Source organism: Ruegeria sp. CDSB113 (assembly GCF_059611045.1).
Genome location: NZ_JBXWOU010000010.1, coordinates 109,544 through 126,101 on the forward strand (window position 1 = coordinate 109,544; position 16,558 = coordinate 126,101).

18 protein-coding genes are annotated in these 16,558 nt (G+C 57.5%); 7 read left to right on the top strand and 11 right to left on the bottom strand.

The window, feature by feature from the left end:
- Positions 1 to 23 precede the first annotated feature (23 nt).
- Positions 24 to 2,207, top strand: a complete 2,184-nt coding sequence (locus tag AC2FIS_RS16935; protein ID WP_496774513.1) for an esterase-like activity of phytase family protein — start codon at positions 24 to 26, stop codon at positions 2,205 to 2,207.
- Between the two features lie 101 nt (positions 2,208 to 2,308).
- On the opposite strand, the gene AC2FIS_RS16940 is transcribed toward AC2FIS_RS16935, so the two are convergent.
- The 7 genes from AC2FIS_RS16940 to AC2FIS_RS16970 form a co-directional block, all read right to left on the bottom strand.
- Entirely contained in the window at positions 2,309 to 2,935 is a 627-nt protein-coding gene (locus AC2FIS_RS16940) for a hypothetical protein (protein ID WP_496774514.1), read from the bottom strand.
- Positions 2,936 to 3,161: 226 nt separating this feature from the next.
- Positions 3,162 to 3,629 (bottom strand): Hsp20 family protein, encoded by a 468-nt coding sequence (locus tag AC2FIS_RS16945; RefSeq protein WP_496774515.1) that lies wholly within the window; start codon positions 3,627 to 3,629, stop codon positions 3,162 to 3,164.
- A 122-nt stretch (positions 3,630 to 3,751) separates the two neighbouring features.
- Positions 3,752 to 4,567, bottom strand: a complete 816-nt coding sequence (locus tag AC2FIS_RS16950) for a trypsin-like serine peptidase (protein WP_496705902.1) — start codon at positions 4,565 to 4,567, stop codon at positions 3,752 to 3,754.
- Positions 4,564 to 5,358 carry a trypsin-like serine peptidase gene (locus tag AC2FIS_RS16955; protein WP_496769581.1) on the bottom strand — a complete coding sequence of 265 codons (795 nt, stop codon included), beginning with the start codon at positions 5,356 to 5,358 and terminating at the stop codon, positions 4,564 to 4,566. Before AC2FIS_RS16955 ends, AC2FIS_RS16950 begins: the two co-directional genes overlap by 4 nt.
- A 118-nt stretch (positions 5,359 to 5,476) precedes the next feature.
- Positions 5,477 to 6,793: a glycolate oxidase subunit GlcF gene (gene glcF / locus AC2FIS_RS16960; protein WP_496774517.1), complete on the bottom strand. Its 1,317-nt coding sequence runs from the start codon at positions 6,791 to 6,793 to the stop codon at positions 5,477 to 5,479.
- A 4-nt stretch (positions 6,794 to 6,797) separates the two neighbouring features.
- Positions 6,798 to 7,898: an FAD-binding protein gene (locus AC2FIS_RS16965; protein WP_496774519.1), complete on the bottom strand. Its 1,101-nt coding sequence runs from the start codon at positions 7,896 to 7,898 to the stop codon at positions 6,798 to 6,800.
- A 25-nt stretch (positions 7,899 to 7,923) separates the two neighbouring features.
- Positions 7,924 to 9,372, bottom strand: a complete 1,449-nt coding sequence (locus AC2FIS_RS16970; protein ID WP_496774521.1) for an FAD-linked oxidase C-terminal domain-containing protein — start codon at positions 9,370 to 9,372, stop codon at positions 7,924 to 7,926.
- Between the two features lie 80 nt (positions 9,373 to 9,452).
- Between AC2FIS_RS16970 and AC2FIS_RS16975 the strand changes: the two genes are divergently transcribed.
- Both AC2FIS_RS16975 and AC2FIS_RS16980 read left to right on the top strand, forming a co-directional pair.
- Positions 9,453 to 10,163 carry a DUF599 domain-containing protein gene (locus AC2FIS_RS16975; protein ID WP_496774522.1) on the top strand — a complete coding sequence of 237 codons (711 nt, stop codon included), beginning with the start codon at positions 9,453 to 9,455 and terminating at the stop codon, positions 10,161 to 10,163.
- A gap of 35 nt (positions 10,164 to 10,198) precedes the next feature.
- On the top strand, positions 10,199 to 10,546 hold the full coding sequence (locus AC2FIS_RS16980) for a hypothetical protein (RefSeq protein ID WP_058273023.1): 348 nt from the start codon (positions 10,199 to 10,201) through the stop codon (positions 10,544 to 10,546).
- Between the two features lie 3 nt (positions 10,547 to 10,549).
- Here AC2FIS_RS16980 and AC2FIS_RS16985 read toward each other — a convergent pair whose 3' ends face one another.
- From AC2FIS_RS16985 to AC2FIS_RS17000, 4 genes are all read right to left on the bottom strand, one after another.
- Positions 10,550 to 11,035: a flavodoxin family protein gene (locus tag AC2FIS_RS16985; protein WP_496774523.1), complete on the bottom strand. Its 486-nt coding sequence runs from the start codon at positions 11,033 to 11,035 to the stop codon at positions 10,550 to 10,552.
- A 1-nt stretch (position 11,036) separates the two neighbouring features.
- Positions 11,037 to 11,507 carry a 23S rRNA (pseudouridine(1915)-N(3))-methyltransferase RlmH gene (gene rlmH, locus AC2FIS_RS16990; RefSeq protein ID WP_496774524.1) on the bottom strand — a complete coding sequence of 157 codons (471 nt, stop codon included), beginning with the start codon at positions 11,505 to 11,507 and terminating at the stop codon, positions 11,037 to 11,039.
- Between the two features lie 44 nt (positions 11,508 to 11,551).
- The gene (gene rsfS / locus AC2FIS_RS16995) at positions 11,552 to 11,911 is read right to left on the bottom strand and encodes a ribosome silencing factor (RefSeq protein WP_209599225.1); all 360 of its coding nucleotides are present in this window, start codon (positions 11,909 to 11,911) and stop codon (positions 11,552 to 11,554) included.
- 164 nt (positions 11,912 to 12,075) lie between these two features.
- On the bottom strand, positions 12,076 to 13,428 hold the full coding sequence (locus AC2FIS_RS17000; protein WP_496774525.1) for a mechanosensitive ion channel family protein: 1,353 nt from the start codon (positions 13,426 to 13,428) through the stop codon (positions 12,076 to 12,078).
- Between the two features lie 102 nt (positions 13,429 to 13,530).
- Here AC2FIS_RS17000 and AC2FIS_RS17005 point away from each other — a divergent pair, with 102 nt between their 5' ends.
- Genes AC2FIS_RS17005 through leuD form a run of 4 tightly spaced genes read left to right on the top strand, consistent with a single transcriptional unit; the run spans position 13,531 to position 16,325 of the window.
- Positions 13,531 to 13,629: an isopropylmalate isomerase gene (locus AC2FIS_RS17005; RefSeq protein WP_112297173.1), complete on the top strand. Its 99-nt coding sequence runs from the start codon at positions 13,531 to 13,533 to the stop codon at positions 13,627 to 13,629.
- A 52-nt stretch (positions 13,630 to 13,681) separates the two neighbouring features.
- Positions 13,682 to 15,085 carry a 3-isopropylmalate dehydratase large subunit gene (gene leuC, locus AC2FIS_RS17010; RefSeq protein WP_496774526.1) on the top strand — a complete coding sequence of 468 codons (1,404 nt, stop codon included), beginning with the start codon at positions 13,682 to 13,684 and terminating at the stop codon, positions 15,083 to 15,085.
- A 37-nt stretch (positions 15,086 to 15,122) separates the two neighbouring features.
- Positions 15,123 to 15,677, top strand: coding sequence for an HdeD family acid-resistance protein (locus AC2FIS_RS17015; RefSeq protein ID WP_496774527.1), 555 nt, complete (start codon positions 15,123 to 15,125; stop codon positions 15,675 to 15,677).
- 42 nt (positions 15,678 to 15,719) lie between these two features.
- Positions 15,720 to 16,325: a 3-isopropylmalate dehydratase small subunit gene (leuD, locus tag AC2FIS_RS17020; RefSeq protein ID WP_058273030.1), complete on the top strand. Its 606-nt coding sequence runs from the start codon at positions 15,720 to 15,722 to the stop codon at positions 16,323 to 16,325.
- The last annotated feature ends 233 nt before the right edge of the window (positions 16,326 to 16,558 follow it).

Below are 16,558 nucleotides of genomic sequence, written 5' to 3' on the forward strand. Positions count from 1 at the left end.
CAAGTGAGAGAGGATACCACCCGATGTCATTGCGCTGTGTCTGCCTGACATCTGCCCTTGCGCTGACCGCCGGTCAGGCAGCGGCAGAAATGAATTTCAACCGAATTGCGTCTTTCCCCGTCGTCAAAAACATGGCCGAGGGGGCGGATACCACCCGCGAAACCTCGCCCGAGATCATCGCGGCGACAGCGGACGGCATGACGCTGGTCTATACCGACAGCCCGCTGGGCATGATTGGCATGGTCGATATCACCGACCCCGCGAACCCCGCACCGCTAGGTGCGATGGACGTGGGTGGTGAGCCGACATCCCTGGGGATCGTTGGCGCGACGGCTTTTGTCGGTGTGAACACATCGGAAAGCTATACTGCCCCTTCGGGCAAGCTGATCTCGGTCGATATTGCGGGCAAGGCTGAAACCGGTGCCTGTGATCTGGGTGGTCAGCCCGACAGTGTCGCGATTGCCCCGGATGGCAGCTTTGTTTCCGTAGCCATCGAGAATGAGCGTGACGAAGACCTAAACGACGGGGTCATCCCGCAGCTGCCTGCCGGGACACTGGCGATGGTGCCGCTGAAAGACGGCGCACTGGATTGCGCAGGCATGAAGATGGCCTCGCTGACCGGGCTGGCCGACATTGCCCCTACTGATCCCGAGCCTGAGTTTGTCGACATCAACACCCTGGGAGAAACCGTCGTCACCCTACAGGAAAACAACCACATCGCGGTCGTCGACAAGGATGGCAACGTGGTCAGCCATTTCTCGGCGGGTAGCGTGGATCTGGAAGGCATCGACGCCACCGACGAACGCGGTGCGCTGATCTTCACCGAAAGCCAGCCGGGCCGTTTGCGTGAGCCTGATGCAGTGAAATGGATCGACAACAACCATTTCGCAACCGCCAACGAAGGTGACTACAAAGGCGGCTCGCGCGGCTGGACGATCTTCCACAAGGACGGCACCGTTGTTTACGAGAACGGTACCGAGTTTGAGAAAGCCATCATCCAGATCGGTCACTATCCCGACAAACGCTCGGACGCCAAAGGTGTTGAGCCTGAAAGTGTGACCGCAGCGACCTTCGGTGACACACCAATGATCTTTGTAGGGGCCGAGCGCGCCTCGGTCGTGGGTGTCTATGACGCCACTGACCCGGCCAACCCGGTTCTGAAACAGCTGCTGCCCTCGGGCGTTGGCCCTGAAGGTTATGTTGCGATCCCGGAACGCAACCTGCTGATCTCGGCCAATGAAAAGGACCTGATCGAAGACGGCGGCCCGCGCGCGCATGTGATGATCTACGAATATCAGGACGCCCCGGCCACCTATCCGCATCTGACATCCGCAGGGGCGGATGAGCTGATCGGCTGGGGGGCGCTGTCCGGTCTGGTGGCTGATGAGGACGGCATGATCTATGCGGTCAACGACAGCTTTTACGGCTTCCAGCCTTCGATTTTCAAGATCGACCCCAGCCAGAAACCCGCCCGCATTGTGGATGTGATCCGCATCCACCGTCAGGACGGCAACCCGGCACAGAAGCTGGATCTGGAGGGCATTACGCTGGACGGTAAGGGCGGGTTCTACGTCGCCTCCGAAGGCCGCACCGACCGTGTTATCCCGCATGCGATTTACCACGTGTCCGCTGATGGCCAGATCAAGGATCGCAAAGGCGAGATCGGCCTGCCACCTGAGCTCATGGCCGTCGAAAAGCGCTTTGGGTTTGAGGGCATCACCCGCGTTGGCAACACCCTGTGGATGGCCGTTCAGCGCGAATGGAAGGACGACCCTGAAAACCACGTGAAACTGGTGGCCTACAACCTTGAGACCAAAGAATGGGGCGCGGTGCACTATCCCAAGGCGGACCCGGAAAAAGGCTGGGTCGGTCTGTCGGAAATCGTGGCCTTTGGCGACCACGTCTATGTCATCGAGCGCGACAATCAGCATGACCACCGCGCCGTGACCAAAAAGGTCTACCGCATACCGCTGTCAGAGATGACCCCGGCCCCGTTAGGCGGCCCCCTGCCCGTCGTCAGCAAGCTAGAGGTCCGCGACCTGCTGCCCGACCTGACCTCAACCGGCGGATACGTCCTGGACAAGATCGAAGGCCTGGCCATCCTGCCCTCGGGCGAGGCGTTTGTGATGACCGACAATGACGGAGTCGACGACGCCTCAGGCGAGACGATGTTCTGGTCGATCGGATCGGTTATGGCTGGGAACTGACCTTCATTGCCAAATTCAAAGATCACCCTGCGTAATTATCGCGCAGGGTTTTTGTTCGAGAACCTTTGCAGCAGCCGAATAGAGGACATATCCCAGAAAATTCAGTGGTTGCGCCAACGGAGCCAAAGAAGTCGGACCAGTGGAAAACAACTGAAAAACATCACGAGAAGCAGCATTCCCACTGCCCAGGGATCAGTCAGCAAAATAAGTATGGGCTTTGGCCTTTCCGAAACAGGCTCTGACTTTGGACGAAACACATGTTCAAACGTCCAAGCTGATTTTGTCTCGTCAGATAACTTGGACCACCCAACAACACGGATTGCATCCGTTTCACCGTAAGTGAGCAGCAGGTCTGTCTCTCCGTTGAACCCTGGGACCTCGGTCAATTCGACCATTTCCTCTGGCACGTCGCGAAACCTGATCCTATTTCCCATGGCGCTTTGATCAACGATCGTGTCAGCCCCATCACCCAATTCAAAGGTATAAGTATCTACAGCATCATAGCCAACGAGCAGGTCGTTTCCTTCTGCACCCCAAAATGCGTCTCTGAGACTGGTGCCTCCGAGATCGTTGTCAGCAGAATTTCCATTTCGAACTAAACCGATATTCAGTGCTGGACCGCTGCCAATCATGTCGGAATAATCTTTAGTCAGGGCCGGAGGTGCAACCTGAGCCGAGGCAAGAGTCGGAAGAAACAAAAACAGGACTGTACCAACAAGTCGGAGCATCAAATTTCCAGTATGACCAATGTACCCACATTGGCAGTACAGCACTTTAAAAACAAGTCTGAACAAAACCTTAGCGGTCTATGTATCGATTGGAAAATGCCGTCTGGAGACAGACTACAGTTCTTTTAGTACTCCCCAAAAAACAACGCCCCGCGTCTGGAGGAACGCGGGGCGTGTGGTGCGATAATCCAGAGAGGAACGATTATCGCGGCGTATAGCGGTCGCCTTAGTTCACGGCTTTGGCGTCGACCACGTCCTTTTCAATGGCATTGGCCGAAGAAATCTCGATCCGGCGCGGTTTCAATGCCTCGGGCACTTCGCGCTTCAGGTCGATGTTCAGCATGCCGTTTTCATGGCTCGCGCCGATGACCCGTACGTGATCAGCCAGAGCAAAGCGGCGTTCGAACGCGCGGGTGGCAATGCCGCGGTGCAGATAGCTGCGCTCTTTGTCCTCGGCGGTTTTTTTGCCAGCAACGATAAGGGCGTTTTCTTTCATTTCGACCGACAGGTCATTTTCCGAAAAACCGGCGACAGCAACCGAGATTCGATAGGTGTCGGCATCGGTCTTTTCGATGTTGTAAGGCGGGTAGCTCGGCTGAGCCACATCATTGGTCAGCACGCGATCCATCATGTCGGCGATCTGGTCGAAACCAACGGTGGCGCGGTGCAGGGGTGCAAAATCAAAACTACGCATGTGTCATATCCTCATATCAGAGCGATCTGTGTTCTGCCCTCCGTTTGGACGGGCATCTGGTTGATACGGGCCCCGTTCGTGGCGACCCGATACAGTTCACATGGGTAGCAGTTTGATCGAGTTCAACCCCCGCCCGAGCTAATGAATTTCGCGCCGGAATTCGACTTGCCGGACCCGACCTGCAACCGGCGGATCGTTGCCTGTGGACGCGGCGCATCGCGTCGCAGGTCCGCCTTTAGTTCGGCAACGATTCCAGATAGTTCCATGCCAAATCCTACTTTCTGATACCCGTTGGACGCGACTGCGGAAACCACAGACAGAATCTGCCAACGCGGGCCGTTTTTGGCAAGTAAGGCAGAACCTGAGGACCCAAAGGTGATATCGCAGTTGAAAGTTATCAATCCCTGGTTTCGATCTAATATCCGACAGGACCTTTCACGTGTAATCGCCTCGGACCGACCGCGCCCGTATGAGGCCAGGCTGACCTCATTTCCCGAGACCCTACCCTGATGCAGGGCAAAAGGATCGGCGATGGAATATGGGATTGGCTCGTCCAGACGCATCAGAGCCACATCAACCTTCACCCGCGGTGCCGACACCGGGCCGTTTGCCACGAAATCCGGGTGCGCCGCGATTTGAATTACCTTGCGGTCGGCTAATGCGTCCTCGCCGCTTAACCCCGCCCGAAAAGTCACCATTCCCGGCGGGTACGGTTCGCCGGTGGCCTTGTCCAACGCACAGTGCGCAGCGGTCAAAACCAGATCCTGCGCAATCAGGGTGCCTGTGCAAAACCCGTCATCGCCGATGTCCAGACGTCCAACCGCCTCCCACCCGTAAAGGTCATCGCGGTCCGTCAGTTTACGCTTGGCGGTCTGGGCGTAAGTTGCAGAAGCGGAAATTGAAAGAAACAAAAGAAAATTCAGAAAAAAGCGACTCATGGTTTTATGAACCTTGCTCCAATATTGCGGCGTGTCCCTCCTTGGGAGGAAGATACGCCAAATCCGCGGCCAGCCGACAATTCTGCCTGCAGCAGTTCCAATGAATCTTCGACCGCGGTGCCGACGGCCACGCGCTGCCCGTTGAATTCGGCCTTGGCTGCGACGACCGAAACGATGCGCGGCCGGTCCCCTTCAAAGGAAAAGACCGGTGCGCCCGACGACCCGAACTCGACGTCACAGGACAACACCAAAACGTTGGATGTGCGCGTCATGACCGAGCACACTTCTTGCAACGAGGGAGCCTCGGCCCGATCCTGCGCGTAGGACACGACCCCCACTTCGGCACCTCGGGCCGGACGGTTTCCGGTCTCGAACGGAATTACGCTCGTATTGCGGATCGGTTGCCACAGCTCGATCAGCGCGATGTCATTGTACAGCCGCGAGGCCGTTGCCTCGGTGCTGTATTCGTAGTCTGGGTGAACAACAGCGCGACGTGCGGCCCGATAGGCCGATGCACGCCCAAGACGCCAGGCGGCCAGAAACTCGACCTCTGCCAGGTCAATCCGTTGACCAGTTACCTTGTCGAACAGACAATGGGCAGCCGTCAAAACCTGGGTTGGAGAAATCAGTGTCCCGGTGCAAAACCCGGCGCCGTCCTTGATATCCAGGCGCCCGACCGCCATCCACGCGCGCCCCGCATCGGTGGTGTCTAGGCTTTTCAACCCGGTATCCTGGGCTGCGGCGGACAACGGCGTCAAAGCCAGCGCCAATGCTGTGATCCAGTTTCGCAAACGGCACTCCGGCTTTGCTGTTGACGTATTCTCCTACGTCTCCGGTGCGGCAAAAATAGGGCGATGACGCCCGCGTCTGTTTAACGGGGCGAGTGGTGCGCAGTTGCATCAGCATGGTCTACCTAAGGACCGGAACCTCAGGTTTGGCTGGTTCATGCAATGCCCGCGGCTCCGGCCCGCCGGTTGCCCAATCCAAAAGCTCGACCGTGTGCAGCACGGGAATGTTGGTGCCAGAACCGATCTGCATCATGCATCCGATATTGCCCGCCGCGATCACGTCCGGTTTTTTGGCTTCCAGCGTTTTAATTTTACGGTGCTTCAGCTTGCCCGAAATCTCTGGCTGCATCAGGTTGTAAGTCCCCGCGCTACCGCAGCACAGGTGACTATCTGCAGGCTCTAACACGGCGAAACCAGCCTGTTTCAGCAGGCTTTTGGGGTGCGTTTTGATCTTTTGACCGTGCTGCAAAGAACAGGCTGCATGATATGCAACGGTCAGGCCCTTGTCTTCACCTACAGGCAGTTCCAGCTGGATCAGCAGTTCGCTGATATCCATTGCAATCGACGACACCTGCGCCGCGTCTTCGGCCATGGGATCATTGCGAAACATATGGCCATAATCCTTGACCGTCGTACCGCAGCCCGAGGTATTGATGACGATGGCGTCCAACCCGTCGCCGTTCATTTCTGCGGTCCAGGCCCTGATATTGGCTTTTGCGGCCTCATGGCTTTCGCGGGTCTTGCCCATGTGATGGGTCAGCGCGCCGCAACACCCTGCCCCTTCGGCCACGACGACCTCGCATCCTATCCTGGTCAAAAGCCGAATAGTTGCGTCGTTAATGTCAGTATTTAAAGCTTTTTGCGCACAACCCGTCATCAGTGCAACACGCTTGCGCTGTGGTCCTTTAGCCGCAAATCTCTGCGGGTCGTCATTGCGACTGACGGGCGGAATATGTTTGGGGGCCATATCCAACATGGCACGCAACCGGGCGTCAGGCATCAGAAAGCGGAATGGCCGCCCCAGTTTCGCCCCGATCAAAGCCCAGCGGAACCGCATCGGATAAGGCAGGATCTGTGCCAGCACCCTACGCAGTGCACGATCCGAGAAGGGGCGTTTATAGTTCTCTTCGATGTATTCCCGCGCGTGATCGACCAGATGCATGTAGTGCACGCCAGATGGACACGTGGTCATACAGGCCAGGCATGACAGGCAGCGGTCGATATGCTTGACCGTTTTCTCATCCGGCACACGCTCGTTTTCCAGCATGTCCTTGATCAGGTAAATGCGCCCCCGTGGACTATCCAACTCGTCCCCCAGCACCTGATAGGTCGGGCATGTGGCTGTACAAAACCCACAATGGACGCAGTTTCGCAGGATTTCATTTGATCTTTGGATCGCGGGATCTTGCAACTGCTTTTCGGTGAATGTCGTCTGCATCGGCTTACCCCATCAACCCCGGATTTAACAAACCGCGGGGGTCGAATCTTTGACGAATTCCTTTGATTAGAGCCGCAATGCCGGGTGCCTCCGGTTGAAAACGCCCCAGTTCGGCCAGTGTTTCGGACCCTGCCCGCACGATGTTTGCGTGACCGTCAAACGCGCCTAATTGCGCCCGCAGATCAGTACCAACCGGCACCAAGGCCCAGATCAACCCACCGCCCCAATCAAACAACGTCCGATCTGCCCGGATGCGCGCAACGATGTCCGGCGCATCCGTGGGTTTGACCGAAATACGCCAGACATCACCGCTTTGTTCGTGGAAACCGGCTGCATCACGCAGGTCGGCCCACAATGTGCCAGGATGCTCAAGTTCGGCAACCTCGCCGAAACCAGACAGTAGGGATTTCAGTTGATCCGACCGGTATGTCACCGAACCCGCAAATCCTTCGAGGCGCAGTAAGGCGCACCCCATGTCTGGGTCGTACGCTGCTCCGCTGACTTCAAAAGGGGATTTCAATGCGGCGGACAGCGCTGCAATTGCGGTGGTCACATCGGGTACCTGAATAGACAGCGTTGCCGGGACTTCGGGCTTGGGCAGTACCTTCAACGACACTTCGGTCAAAACACCCAGAGTGCCCCAGGATCCCGCCATCAGCTTGACCAGATCATAGCCGGTAACGTTCTTCATGACCCGACCGCCATTCTTGACGACCTGCCCCATGCCATCGACATAGCGCACGCCCAGCAGAAAATCGCGGCATGCCCCTGCCTGTACCCGCCGAGGCCCAGATACGTTGGCCGCCACAACGCCTCCTATTGTCGGTGTGCCACTGGTTCCCAGCAATCCCCGGTGATCCATCGGCTCAAAGGCCAATTGCTGACCTTCAGCGTCTAACGCGGCCTCAATCTCTCCAACCGGCGTGCCGGCCTTCGCCACCAACGTCAGCGCGCCGGGTTCATAAAGTGTGACGCCGGTGAGCTCGCTGGTGTCGATCACCGCGTCTGGCCCCGCAATACCGCGCGTACCGCCTCCCTTGATATGGACCGGTTCATTCAACCCGGCCACCATCTCGGCCAGTTCGGCTTCTGTCTTTGGTTTCATGACAATTCTTCTTTGTTAGAGCCGATTATTCTGCGGCGATCCGCGCGTTGCGTCGGGACTTCGACGCCTGCAATGGGAACACTTTGGCCGGGTTCAGCAGCCAATTCGGGTCGAACACATCCTTGATGACCATCTGAGCCTCAAGGTCCGCAGCCGCGTATTGGTGGGACATCAGATCGCGCTTTTCGATCCCAACGCCGTGCTCACCTGTCAGGCAGCCACCCACATCAACGCAAAGCTTCAGGATATCAGCTCCGAACGCCTCGCATTTCTCAAGATCACCAGGTTTGTTGGCATCGAACAGGATCAATGGGTGCATGTTGCCATCGCCTGCATGAAACACATTGCCGACCGGCAAGCCGTATTCTTCGCTCATTTCACCAATCCGACGCAACACTTCCGGTAGGGAAGAAACCGGGATCGTCCCGTCCAGACACATGTAATCGTTCAGCTGACCCATCGCGCCGAAAGCCGACTTGCGCCCCAGCCAGATTTTCGCGCTTTCTTCGGCCGACTGGCTTTCGCGCAGTTCGACCGGATTGTGACGCTTGGCAATTTCGATGATTTTTGACAACTGATGGTCCATCTCGGCCTCGGACCCCTCGACCTCGACAATCAGCAAAGCGGTGCAGTCGGGGTAACCGGCATGGGCGAAATTTTCACAGGCCTGGATGCACAGAGTATCCATGAATTCGATCGCAACCGGCAGGATGCCCGACTTGATAATGTCCGAGACGCATTGCCCGGCAACCTCGTTGTCATCAAACCCCATCAGCACGGGTCGCGCGCCCTCGGGTTTGCGCAGGATACGCAGCGTGGCTTCAGTCACCACGCCCAACTGCCCTTCAGACCCACAGATGACACCCAACAAGTCGAGACCGCCAGAGTCCAGATGCGCGCCGCCAATCTCGACCACGCTGCCATCCATCAGCACCATCTTTACGCCCAACAGGTTGTTGGTGGTCACGCCGTATTTCAGACAATGCGCCCCGCCCGAGTTCATCGCGATGTTCCCAGCAATGGCACAGGCGAGCTGTGAGGACGGATCTGGCGCATAGAAGAAGTCGTCTTCCTCGACTGCACCGGTCACGCTCAGGTTCGTGCGGCCTGATTGAACGCGAATGAAGCGGTTGTCATAGTCGACCTCCAGCACCTCGTTCATCCGGGCGACTCCAAGGATGACGCAATCCGCCGTTGGCAACGCGCCACCTGCCAAGGAAGTACCCGACCCGCGCGGAACCACAGGGACGCCTTCTTCATTGCAAATGCGTAAAACGTCCGAGACCTCTTGCGTGGTCGACGGTAGAACCGCCAGCATCGGAGGGCACCTATACGCCGTCAGTGCGTCACATTCATAAGCGCGTGTCTCGGACGGCTCGTGAATAACCGCCGCTTCGGGCAAGACCTGCAACAAACGTTGAAGAACCACGGCCTTGCGGCGCAGAACGTCAGGATTTGGCGTTGGCATTTCCATGGTCGATCCCCTATTTGGTAAAATAATATTACCAATTTCTTCATCTGGCAAGTTCTCATGTCTGGTCCTAAGGTCGCAGCATGACTTGGATTGATCGGGCACAATTGTTTTCACCGCTGGATTATGCGGCCATTGCCGTGTTGCTGATCACCTGGCTGTGGATCGGTTGGCGAATCGAAAATCCCTCACCCAATAAGCATTCCGTCACGGTGATGATGGATGACTATCGTCGAGAATGGATGCGGGAAATGGTCACCCGGCAACCCCGAATGTTTGACGCGCAGGTGGTCGCGGCGATGCGGCAGGGCAGTACGTTTTTTGCATCGACCACGATGATCGCCATCGGGGGCGGATTGGCCCTGCTGGGCAATACCGAACGCCTTGCCGGCGTCGCCAATGATCTGGCCATCGGCAGCGCACCGGCCATGGTGTGGGAGATCAAGATTCTGATCATCATCCTTTTTCTGGCCAATGCATTCCTGAAATATGTCTGGGCGCACCGGTTGTTTGGCTATTGTGCGGTTCTGATGGCCTCGGTGCCCAATGAACCGTCGGACCCACAAGCCTATCCGCGCGCAGCACAAGCGGCCGAGATCTGCGTCACCGCGGCGCGCAGCTTTAACCGCGGTTTGCGCGTGACTTATTTTGCCCTGGCATCCGTTGCCTGGATACTTGGGCCTGTGGCGTTGCTGCTGGGCACGGCGATCACGTTCGGTGTCCTATACCGGCGCGAGTTTGCGTCGCATTCCCGGCTGGTCCTGCTGTCCCAACCGCGCGACACGGATTCGTGATCGCGAAGCCGACGGACACAGCCTAGGATCGCCACATGCGGTATTTGATTCTCAGCCTTCTTCTCGCCAGCCCAGCGCTTGCCGACCCTTCCGTAATTGAAAAAGTGGCGGCCAGCCAAAGCGGTGACACGTGGCGATTCGACGTGACGATCCGCCATCCCGATACCGGGTGGGATCACTATGCCGATGGCTGGCGCGTTCTGGACATGGACGGCAATGAACTGGGCATGCGCGTATTGCATCACCCACATGAGAATGAGCAGCCCTTTACACGCTCACTATCCGGAGTGGCGATTCCAAATGGCGTGACACAGGTTCAGATTCAGGCGCGGTGCAGTGTCGATGGCTGGGGTGACGAGACGACGTTGGTCACACTGAACTGATCTTCAGAACACACCCAGCGCCAGACCCGCACCCAACGCAGCCCCAATATCACGGCACTCATCCAGTTGGTTTTGCGGGATGGTCTTTTCGGCCAGAATAGCCTCGGGCGTTTGCGCATGGGTGCAGATGATCAACGGAGGCTGAACCTCTTTCAACCGCCAACCGGTGGCAATCCGCGCGGTTTGACGGGCCGCATTCTCGCCATCGGACCCAGCACAAATCATCTGCGCATACGGTCGCCCTTCGATCTTGCCCAGCACAGGGTAGTAGCAGCGGTCAAAGAACTCTTTCATCAGACCTGAAATCGCGGCCAGATTCTCGGGCGCGCAGAAAATATACCCATCCGCGGCCAATAGATCCTCAGAGGTCGCCTGATCTGCAGTTTTCAGAACCGTTTCCGCTTCGTCCCGCGCTCCTGCCGCAGCGGCTTGGGCCATTTGACGGGCTCCGCCGGTGCGCGAATGGTAGACGATCAAAAGCTGCGCCATGTCAGACCCGGTGATAGGGACCGCCCGACAGGATGGTCGCGGCCCGGTAAAGTTGCTCGGCCAGCATCACACGGACCAGCATATGGGGCCAGACCATCGACCCGAATGAGATGGAAAAATCGGCCTCGGCCCGCAGATCAGAGTCTATTCCGTCCGCACCGCCAATGATCAATGCCAGATCCTGCCGCCCGGCATCGCGCCAGCCACCCAGTTTCTTGGCAAAATCAGGCGAGGACATCACCCGCCCGCGTTCATCCAACGTGCAGATCACCGCGCCTTTGGGCAGGGCCTTGCGCAGCAACGCGGCCTCAGCCCCCATGCCTGCGTTTTTCTTGTCTTCGACCTCGACCACCCGTGCTGGACCAAGGCCCAGCGCGCGGCCGGTCCGGTCAAATCGGGTCAGGTAATCGTCAAGCAGGGACTTCTCCGGTCCGGCACGCAATCGCCCGACCGCACAAATGCTTATACGCATATTTCTCTCGCCTCCGGCCTGTTAATGCAGGCCGGGATGGCGCCTCAGTTGGCCGAGGCGCTGCCGCCCTGAGGCAGCCACATCTTTTCCAGCTGATAGAATTCACGCACTTCGGGGCGGAAGATATGGACGATCACGTCGCCCGTATCGATCAGCACCCAGTCGCCGGTATCCTTGCCTTCGACCTTCGAGGTGAAACCGAATTCCTGCTTGATGCGATCCGTCAGCTTTTCCGCCATGGCCGAGACCTGACGTGTCGAACGCCCGGACGCAATGACCATGTGATCCGCGACAGACGACTTGCCTTGCAGGTTGATCTGCACGACATCTTCGGCCTTGTCATCGGAAAGTGAGGAAAGGATACGCTCAAGCAGCTTGTCGCTGATTGACTGAGAGTGGGCCATTACATTGGCCCCATCATCGGCGGGCAAACCCGCCTGTGTATGTAGAGACAGGACATAGTCCTCCTTTGTTGCGCGCCGCCAAACCCCGGCGCAGGGGTACTAATAAGGTAACAAGGGGAATGCAACATTTCAATGAACGGGCGCTTTTGCGGCCGCACGGGCGCTCACTCTTTGGCGATCTGTTGCGAGTCTGCGCCGTCGGGCAGCAGCCGAACCTCGCGCTGGGGGAAAGGAATCGATATCTCCTCGGCCTTGAAAGCGTCCCAAAGGGCGAGGTAAACATTGCCCCTGATATTGGTAAGCCCCTTGGTCGGATCGCTGATCCAGAACCGCAGCACATAGTCCACGCTGCTGTCGCCGAACCCGGTTATATGGCAGACCGGCTCATGCGAACCGCCGCTGAGAACACGTTTCACTGTCTTGACCGACCGGATCGCCGTGGCGCGTACCTGATGCGGATCGTCGTCGTAGCTGGTGCCAAAATCCAGATCCAGACGCACATACCGGTCCGAATGCGACCAGTTCACGACCTGATTGGTGATCAGATCCTCGTTCGGGATCAGGTATTCACGCCCATCTCGGGTGACCACTGATACATAGCGCGCGCCCAGCGCATTGATCCATCCAAAGGTGTCACCTAACGAGATCACGTCGCCCGGTTTGATCGAGCGGTCCATCAGGATGATGATCCCAGAGATCAGGTTCGACACCACCTTTTGCAGGCCAAACCCGATGCCCACGCCGATCGCGCCTGACAACAGCGCGATACCTGTCAGATCAAACCCAAGCGTGCGGATGGCCGCCATAAAGACAGCGCCGTACAGTAGAACCTGAATGCCCTTTGCCAACAGAACCTGCATCGAAGGCGTGATGTCGTCGTTCCTCTGCAATCCCCGCTCGGCCGTGCGGGTCCCGATGCGGGCCAATGTCAGCAGCACGCCGATCAGCAATACGGCCTTGAGAATCCCCAGCGCCGAGATGTGCAGATCACCGATGGAAATCGCCACGCCGTCCAAAAACTCGGCCACATCATCGGTCAGATTCAGCGCAACCAGCGTTGCATAGACCCACATTGCCCATTTGAAGATCCGCCGCAGCGTACGGTTGCGGACAAGTCGCGCCACCAGCGCGATCGCCAGCCAAGCGGCGGCCAATGTCGCGATCACGCCGATAATGTAACTGTGCGACGGCCAGGTCACATTCTGCATGAACAGGTACAGCGTCCAGGACAACAAAACGAAATAGACCAGTGTTAGGCGCTGCATCAGCTGAACCAGAGTGCGCAGCCGCCATTTGGGCCAGCCGGTGCGGGCACGTGCCCAGGTTTCCCACCGGTTTTGCGTGACCAGCTTGAGCACATATGCCAAAGCCCACAGAGCGAGAATGATGATCAACTGGTGCCGCCGCCAACCCGGCGTGACGATCAGATCAACAAGTTTTCCGAACTGCACGGAAAACCCCGCCACCATGTTTTCATAGAGTTCCGACAGCGAGCTGGGGATCAGGTCTTGGTTCATACAGGTCTCCTGAATAGCAGCTTGGACAGCAACTCGGGGTGATGCAAGCCCGAGGCCGGATTGAACCTTGATTGACGGGCACCCGCGATATATCTGGTGCGCATGAGACTCAACTTGGCCCCTGCTCCGACACTGCAAGACCGCACGCGCCTGCGTGAACGGTTCTTTGGGGCCGCCCGCACGGTTCTGGCCTGCCTATAGGCGGCACCCAGCCACTCGCCAGCTATTTCTCATTACATACGGGAGAGGACCAATGTCCCCCAAAACACTCTATGACAAGATCTGGGATGCCCATGTCGCGCACGAAGCCGATGATGGCACCTGTTTGCTGTATATCGACCGCCATCTGGTTCACGAAGTAACCAGCCCGCAGGCCTTTGAAGGGCTGCGCATGGCCGGCCGCCCGGTGCGCGCACCGGAAAAGACCATTGCGGTACCGGACCACAACGTTCCGACCACCGCCGATCGTGTGAACGGGATCGAAAACCCCGAATCACGCATTCAGGTCGAAGCGCTGGACAAAAACGCCAAGGATTTTGGCATTCACTATTATCCAGTTCATGACGTGCGTCAGGGCATCGTCCACATTGTCGGCCCGGAACAGGGATGGACCCTTCCCGGTATGACCGTGGTTTGCGGCGACAGCCACACCGCAACGCACGGTGCCTTTGGCGCGCTGGCCCATGGCATTGGTACGTCCGAAGTTGAGCACGTTCTGGCCACGCAGACCCTGATCCAGAAGAAATCCAAGAACATGAAGGTCGAGATCACCGGCAAATTGCAGCCGGGCGTGACCGCCAAGGATATCACTCTTGCTGTGATCGGCGAGACCGGTACCGCCGGCGGCACCGGCTATGTGATCGAATATTGCGGTGAAGCGATTCGCGATTTGTCGATGGAAGGTCGCATGACCGTCTGCAACATGGCGATCGAAGGCGGCGCGCGCGCCGGTCTCATTGCTCCGGATGAAACCACCTATGACTACGTCAAAGGTCGCCCACACGCCCCGAAGGGCGCGCAGTGGGAAGCTGCCTTGAACTGGTGGAAAACGCTCTATACCGACGATGACGCACATTTCGACAAGGTCATCACCCTGCGCGGCGAAGACATCGCCCCTGTAGTCACCTGGGGCACCAGCCCCGAGGACGTGCTGCCGATCACCGCAACTGTACCGAACCCCGAAGATTTCGAAGGTGGCAAGGTCGACGCAGCCCGCCGCTCGATCGAGTATATGGGTCTGGAAGCCGGTCAAAAGCTGAGCGACGTCGAGATCGACACCGTTTTCATCGGCTCCTGCACCAATGGCCGCATCGAAGACCTGCGTGCCGCGGCCGAGATCCTGAAAGGCAAAAAGGTCAAGGACGGCATGCGTGCCATGGTCGTGCCCGGTTCGGGTCTGGTCCGTGCTCAGGCCGAAGAAGAAGGTCTGGCCGAGATTTTCAAAGAGGCCGGCTTCGAATGGCGTCTGGCAGGATGTTCAATGTGTCTGGCGATGAACCCTGACCAGTTACAGCCGGGCGAGCGCTGTGCCGCGACCTCGAACCGCAACTTCGAAGGCCGTCAGGGACGGGGAGGACGTACCCATTTGCTAAGCCCTGCAATGGCTGCCGCAGCGGCAATCACAGGACGGCTGACAGACGTCCGTGAATTGATGTAAGGTCCCCTCATATCTAGATATTTGAGGAATAAAAAACATGAGTGACTGGGTCAAATGGCTCCTGCTGGGGCTTCTGTCCATAGCGTTCGGTATCTTTGTACTGGGCGCGCCAGTTGTGGCGTCTGTCGCCGTGACAGTAGTAACCGGAGTGTTGCTGCTGATCTCGGGGGCGCTGCAAGTTGTTGGCGGCTTTACGGTAGAAGGCACCGGCAACAAAATTCTGTCATTCATCATGGGTGCGGTGATGCTGTTTCTGGGCTGGTCCTTTCTGGATCACCCGCTGCAGGGAACCCTGACACTGGCAACCGTGATGCTGATCCTGTTCATGGCAGGCGGCATCGCGCGGGTCATTCTGTCGTTCCAGATGAAAGGAACACAGTTTTTCTGGCCCACGATGACCTCGGGCATCTTGTCGATCGTCCTCGCGGGCATCATCTGGACATATGTGGGAAGCGATCCTCAGGTGCTGCTGAGCATTTTGGGTATCTTCCTGGGCATTGAGATGCTGTTCAACGGGTTCGGTTTGGTCTTCATGGCGTTCTTCATCAGGAACGCACCCGACGACGCAACAACAGAAGCGAAACAAGCTTAAACGCGGGACACGGGCGCGGCCCTCTCTCGCAGGAGTGTAGACATGGAAAAGTTTGACAAAGTCCACGGGGTGGCCGCCCCAATGCCGCTGATCAATATCGACACCGATATGATCATCCCGAAAGTGCATCTGAAAACCATCAAACGGTCCGGCCTTGGTGTCGTGCTGTTTGATGAGATGCGCTATCATGAACATGGTGGCGAAAACGAAGACTTCGTGCTGAACAAACCCGCATATCGTCAGACAGAGATCCTGGTAGCTGGCGACAATTTCGGCTGCGGCTCGTCGCGCGAACACGCGCCCTGGGCGATCAAGGATTTCGGCATCAAGGTTGTGATCTCAACCAGCTTTGCCGACATCTTCTTTAACAACTGCTTCAAGAACGGCATCCTGCCCATCGTGGTCGAAGAAGAACACCACGCGATCTTGATGGAAGATGCGCATAAAGGCGAAAACGCCCGCATGACCGTGCATCTGGAAGATCAGCAGATCACCACCTCGGATGGCGTTGTGATCGAGTTCAGTGTCGACCCACATCGCAAGCATTGCCTGCTGAATGGTTTGGACGATATCGGCCTGACGATGGAAAAAGATCATCACATCGACAAATTCGAGGATCACGCAAGCCAGGCCCGCCCCTGGGTGTGATTCCAAGAACGAATCTGTGGATACTCAACCTATCGGGGTCGCCTGGGCGACCCCTTTCGCGTTCTTGGGGTTGATGACCCGGCAACCACAACATGTGGTACTCCCCTTCTGATACACGCCGAATTTGCGACAGAAATGATGCAAAGGCGCACCAGTTTTGCCATCTTTTTGCCTGAAATTCCGTGTTTTCTGCAGCTTGGCTTGAGCGGATTGCCGCTTATCGTCAGTGTTGG

Coding starts and splice junctions, on each gene's coding strand:
- AC2FIS_RS16945 (WP_496774515.1), bottom strand. CDS start 3,629: ATGCGTAGTTTTGATTTTGCACCCCTGCACCGCGCCACCGTTGGTTTC.
- rlmH (WP_496774524.1), bottom strand. CDS start 11,507: ATGCGTATAAGCATTTGTGCGGTCGGGCGATTGCGTGCCGGACCGGAG.
- AC2FIS_RS16950 (WP_496705902.1), bottom strand. CDS start 4,567: ATGAGTCGCTTTTTTCTGAATTTTCTTTTGTTTCTTTCAATTTCCGCT.
- glcF (WP_496774517.1), bottom strand. CDS start 6,793: ATGCAGACGACATTCACCGAAAAGCAGTTGCAAGATCCCGCGATCCAA.
- AC2FIS_RS17000 (WP_496774525.1), bottom strand. CDS start 13,428: ATGAACCAAGACCTGATCCCCAGCTCGCTGTCGGAACTCTATGAAAAC.
- AC2FIS_RS16970 (WP_496774521.1), bottom strand. CDS start 9,372: ATGGAAATGCCAACGCCAAATCCTGACGTTCTGCGCCGCAAGGCCGTG.
- AC2FIS_RS16965 (WP_496774519.1), bottom strand. CDS start 7,898: ATGAAACCAAAGACAGAAGCCGAACTGGCCGAGATGGTGGCCGGGTTG.
- AC2FIS_RS16935 (WP_496774513.1), top strand. CDS start 24: ATGTCATTGCGCTGTGTCTGCCTGACATCTGCCCTTGCGCTGACCGCC.
- AC2FIS_RS16940 (WP_496774514.1), bottom strand. CDS start 2,935: ATGCTCCGACTTGTTGGTACAGTCCTGTTTTTGTTTCTTCCGACTCTT.
- AC2FIS_RS17015 (WP_496774527.1), top strand. CDS start 15,123: ATGAGTGACTGGGTCAAATGGCTCCTGCTGGGGCTTCTGTCCATAGCG.
- AC2FIS_RS17005 (WP_112297173.1), top strand. CDS start 13,531: ATGAGACTCAACTTGGCCCCTGCTCCGACACTGCAAGACCGCACGCGC.
- leuD (WP_058273030.1), top strand. CDS start 15,720: ATGGAAAAGTTTGACAAAGTCCACGGGGTGGCCGCCCCAATGCCGCTG.
- leuC (WP_496774526.1), top strand. CDS start 13,682: ATGTCCCCCAAAACACTCTATGACAAGATCTGGGATGCCCATGTCGCG.
- AC2FIS_RS16975 (WP_496774522.1), top strand. CDS start 9,453: ATGACTTGGATTGATCGGGCACAATTGTTTTCACCGCTGGATTATGCG.
- AC2FIS_RS16985 (WP_496774523.1), bottom strand. CDS start 11,035: ATGGCGCAGCTTTTGATCGTCTACCATTCGCGCACCGGCGGAGCCCGT.
- rsfS (WP_209599225.1), bottom strand. CDS start 11,911: ATGGCCCACTCTCAGTCAATCAGCGACAAGCTGCTTGAGCGTATCCTT.
- AC2FIS_RS16980 (WP_058273023.1), top strand. CDS start 10,199: ATGCGGTATTTGATTCTCAGCCTTCTTCTCGCCAGCCCAGCGCTTGCC.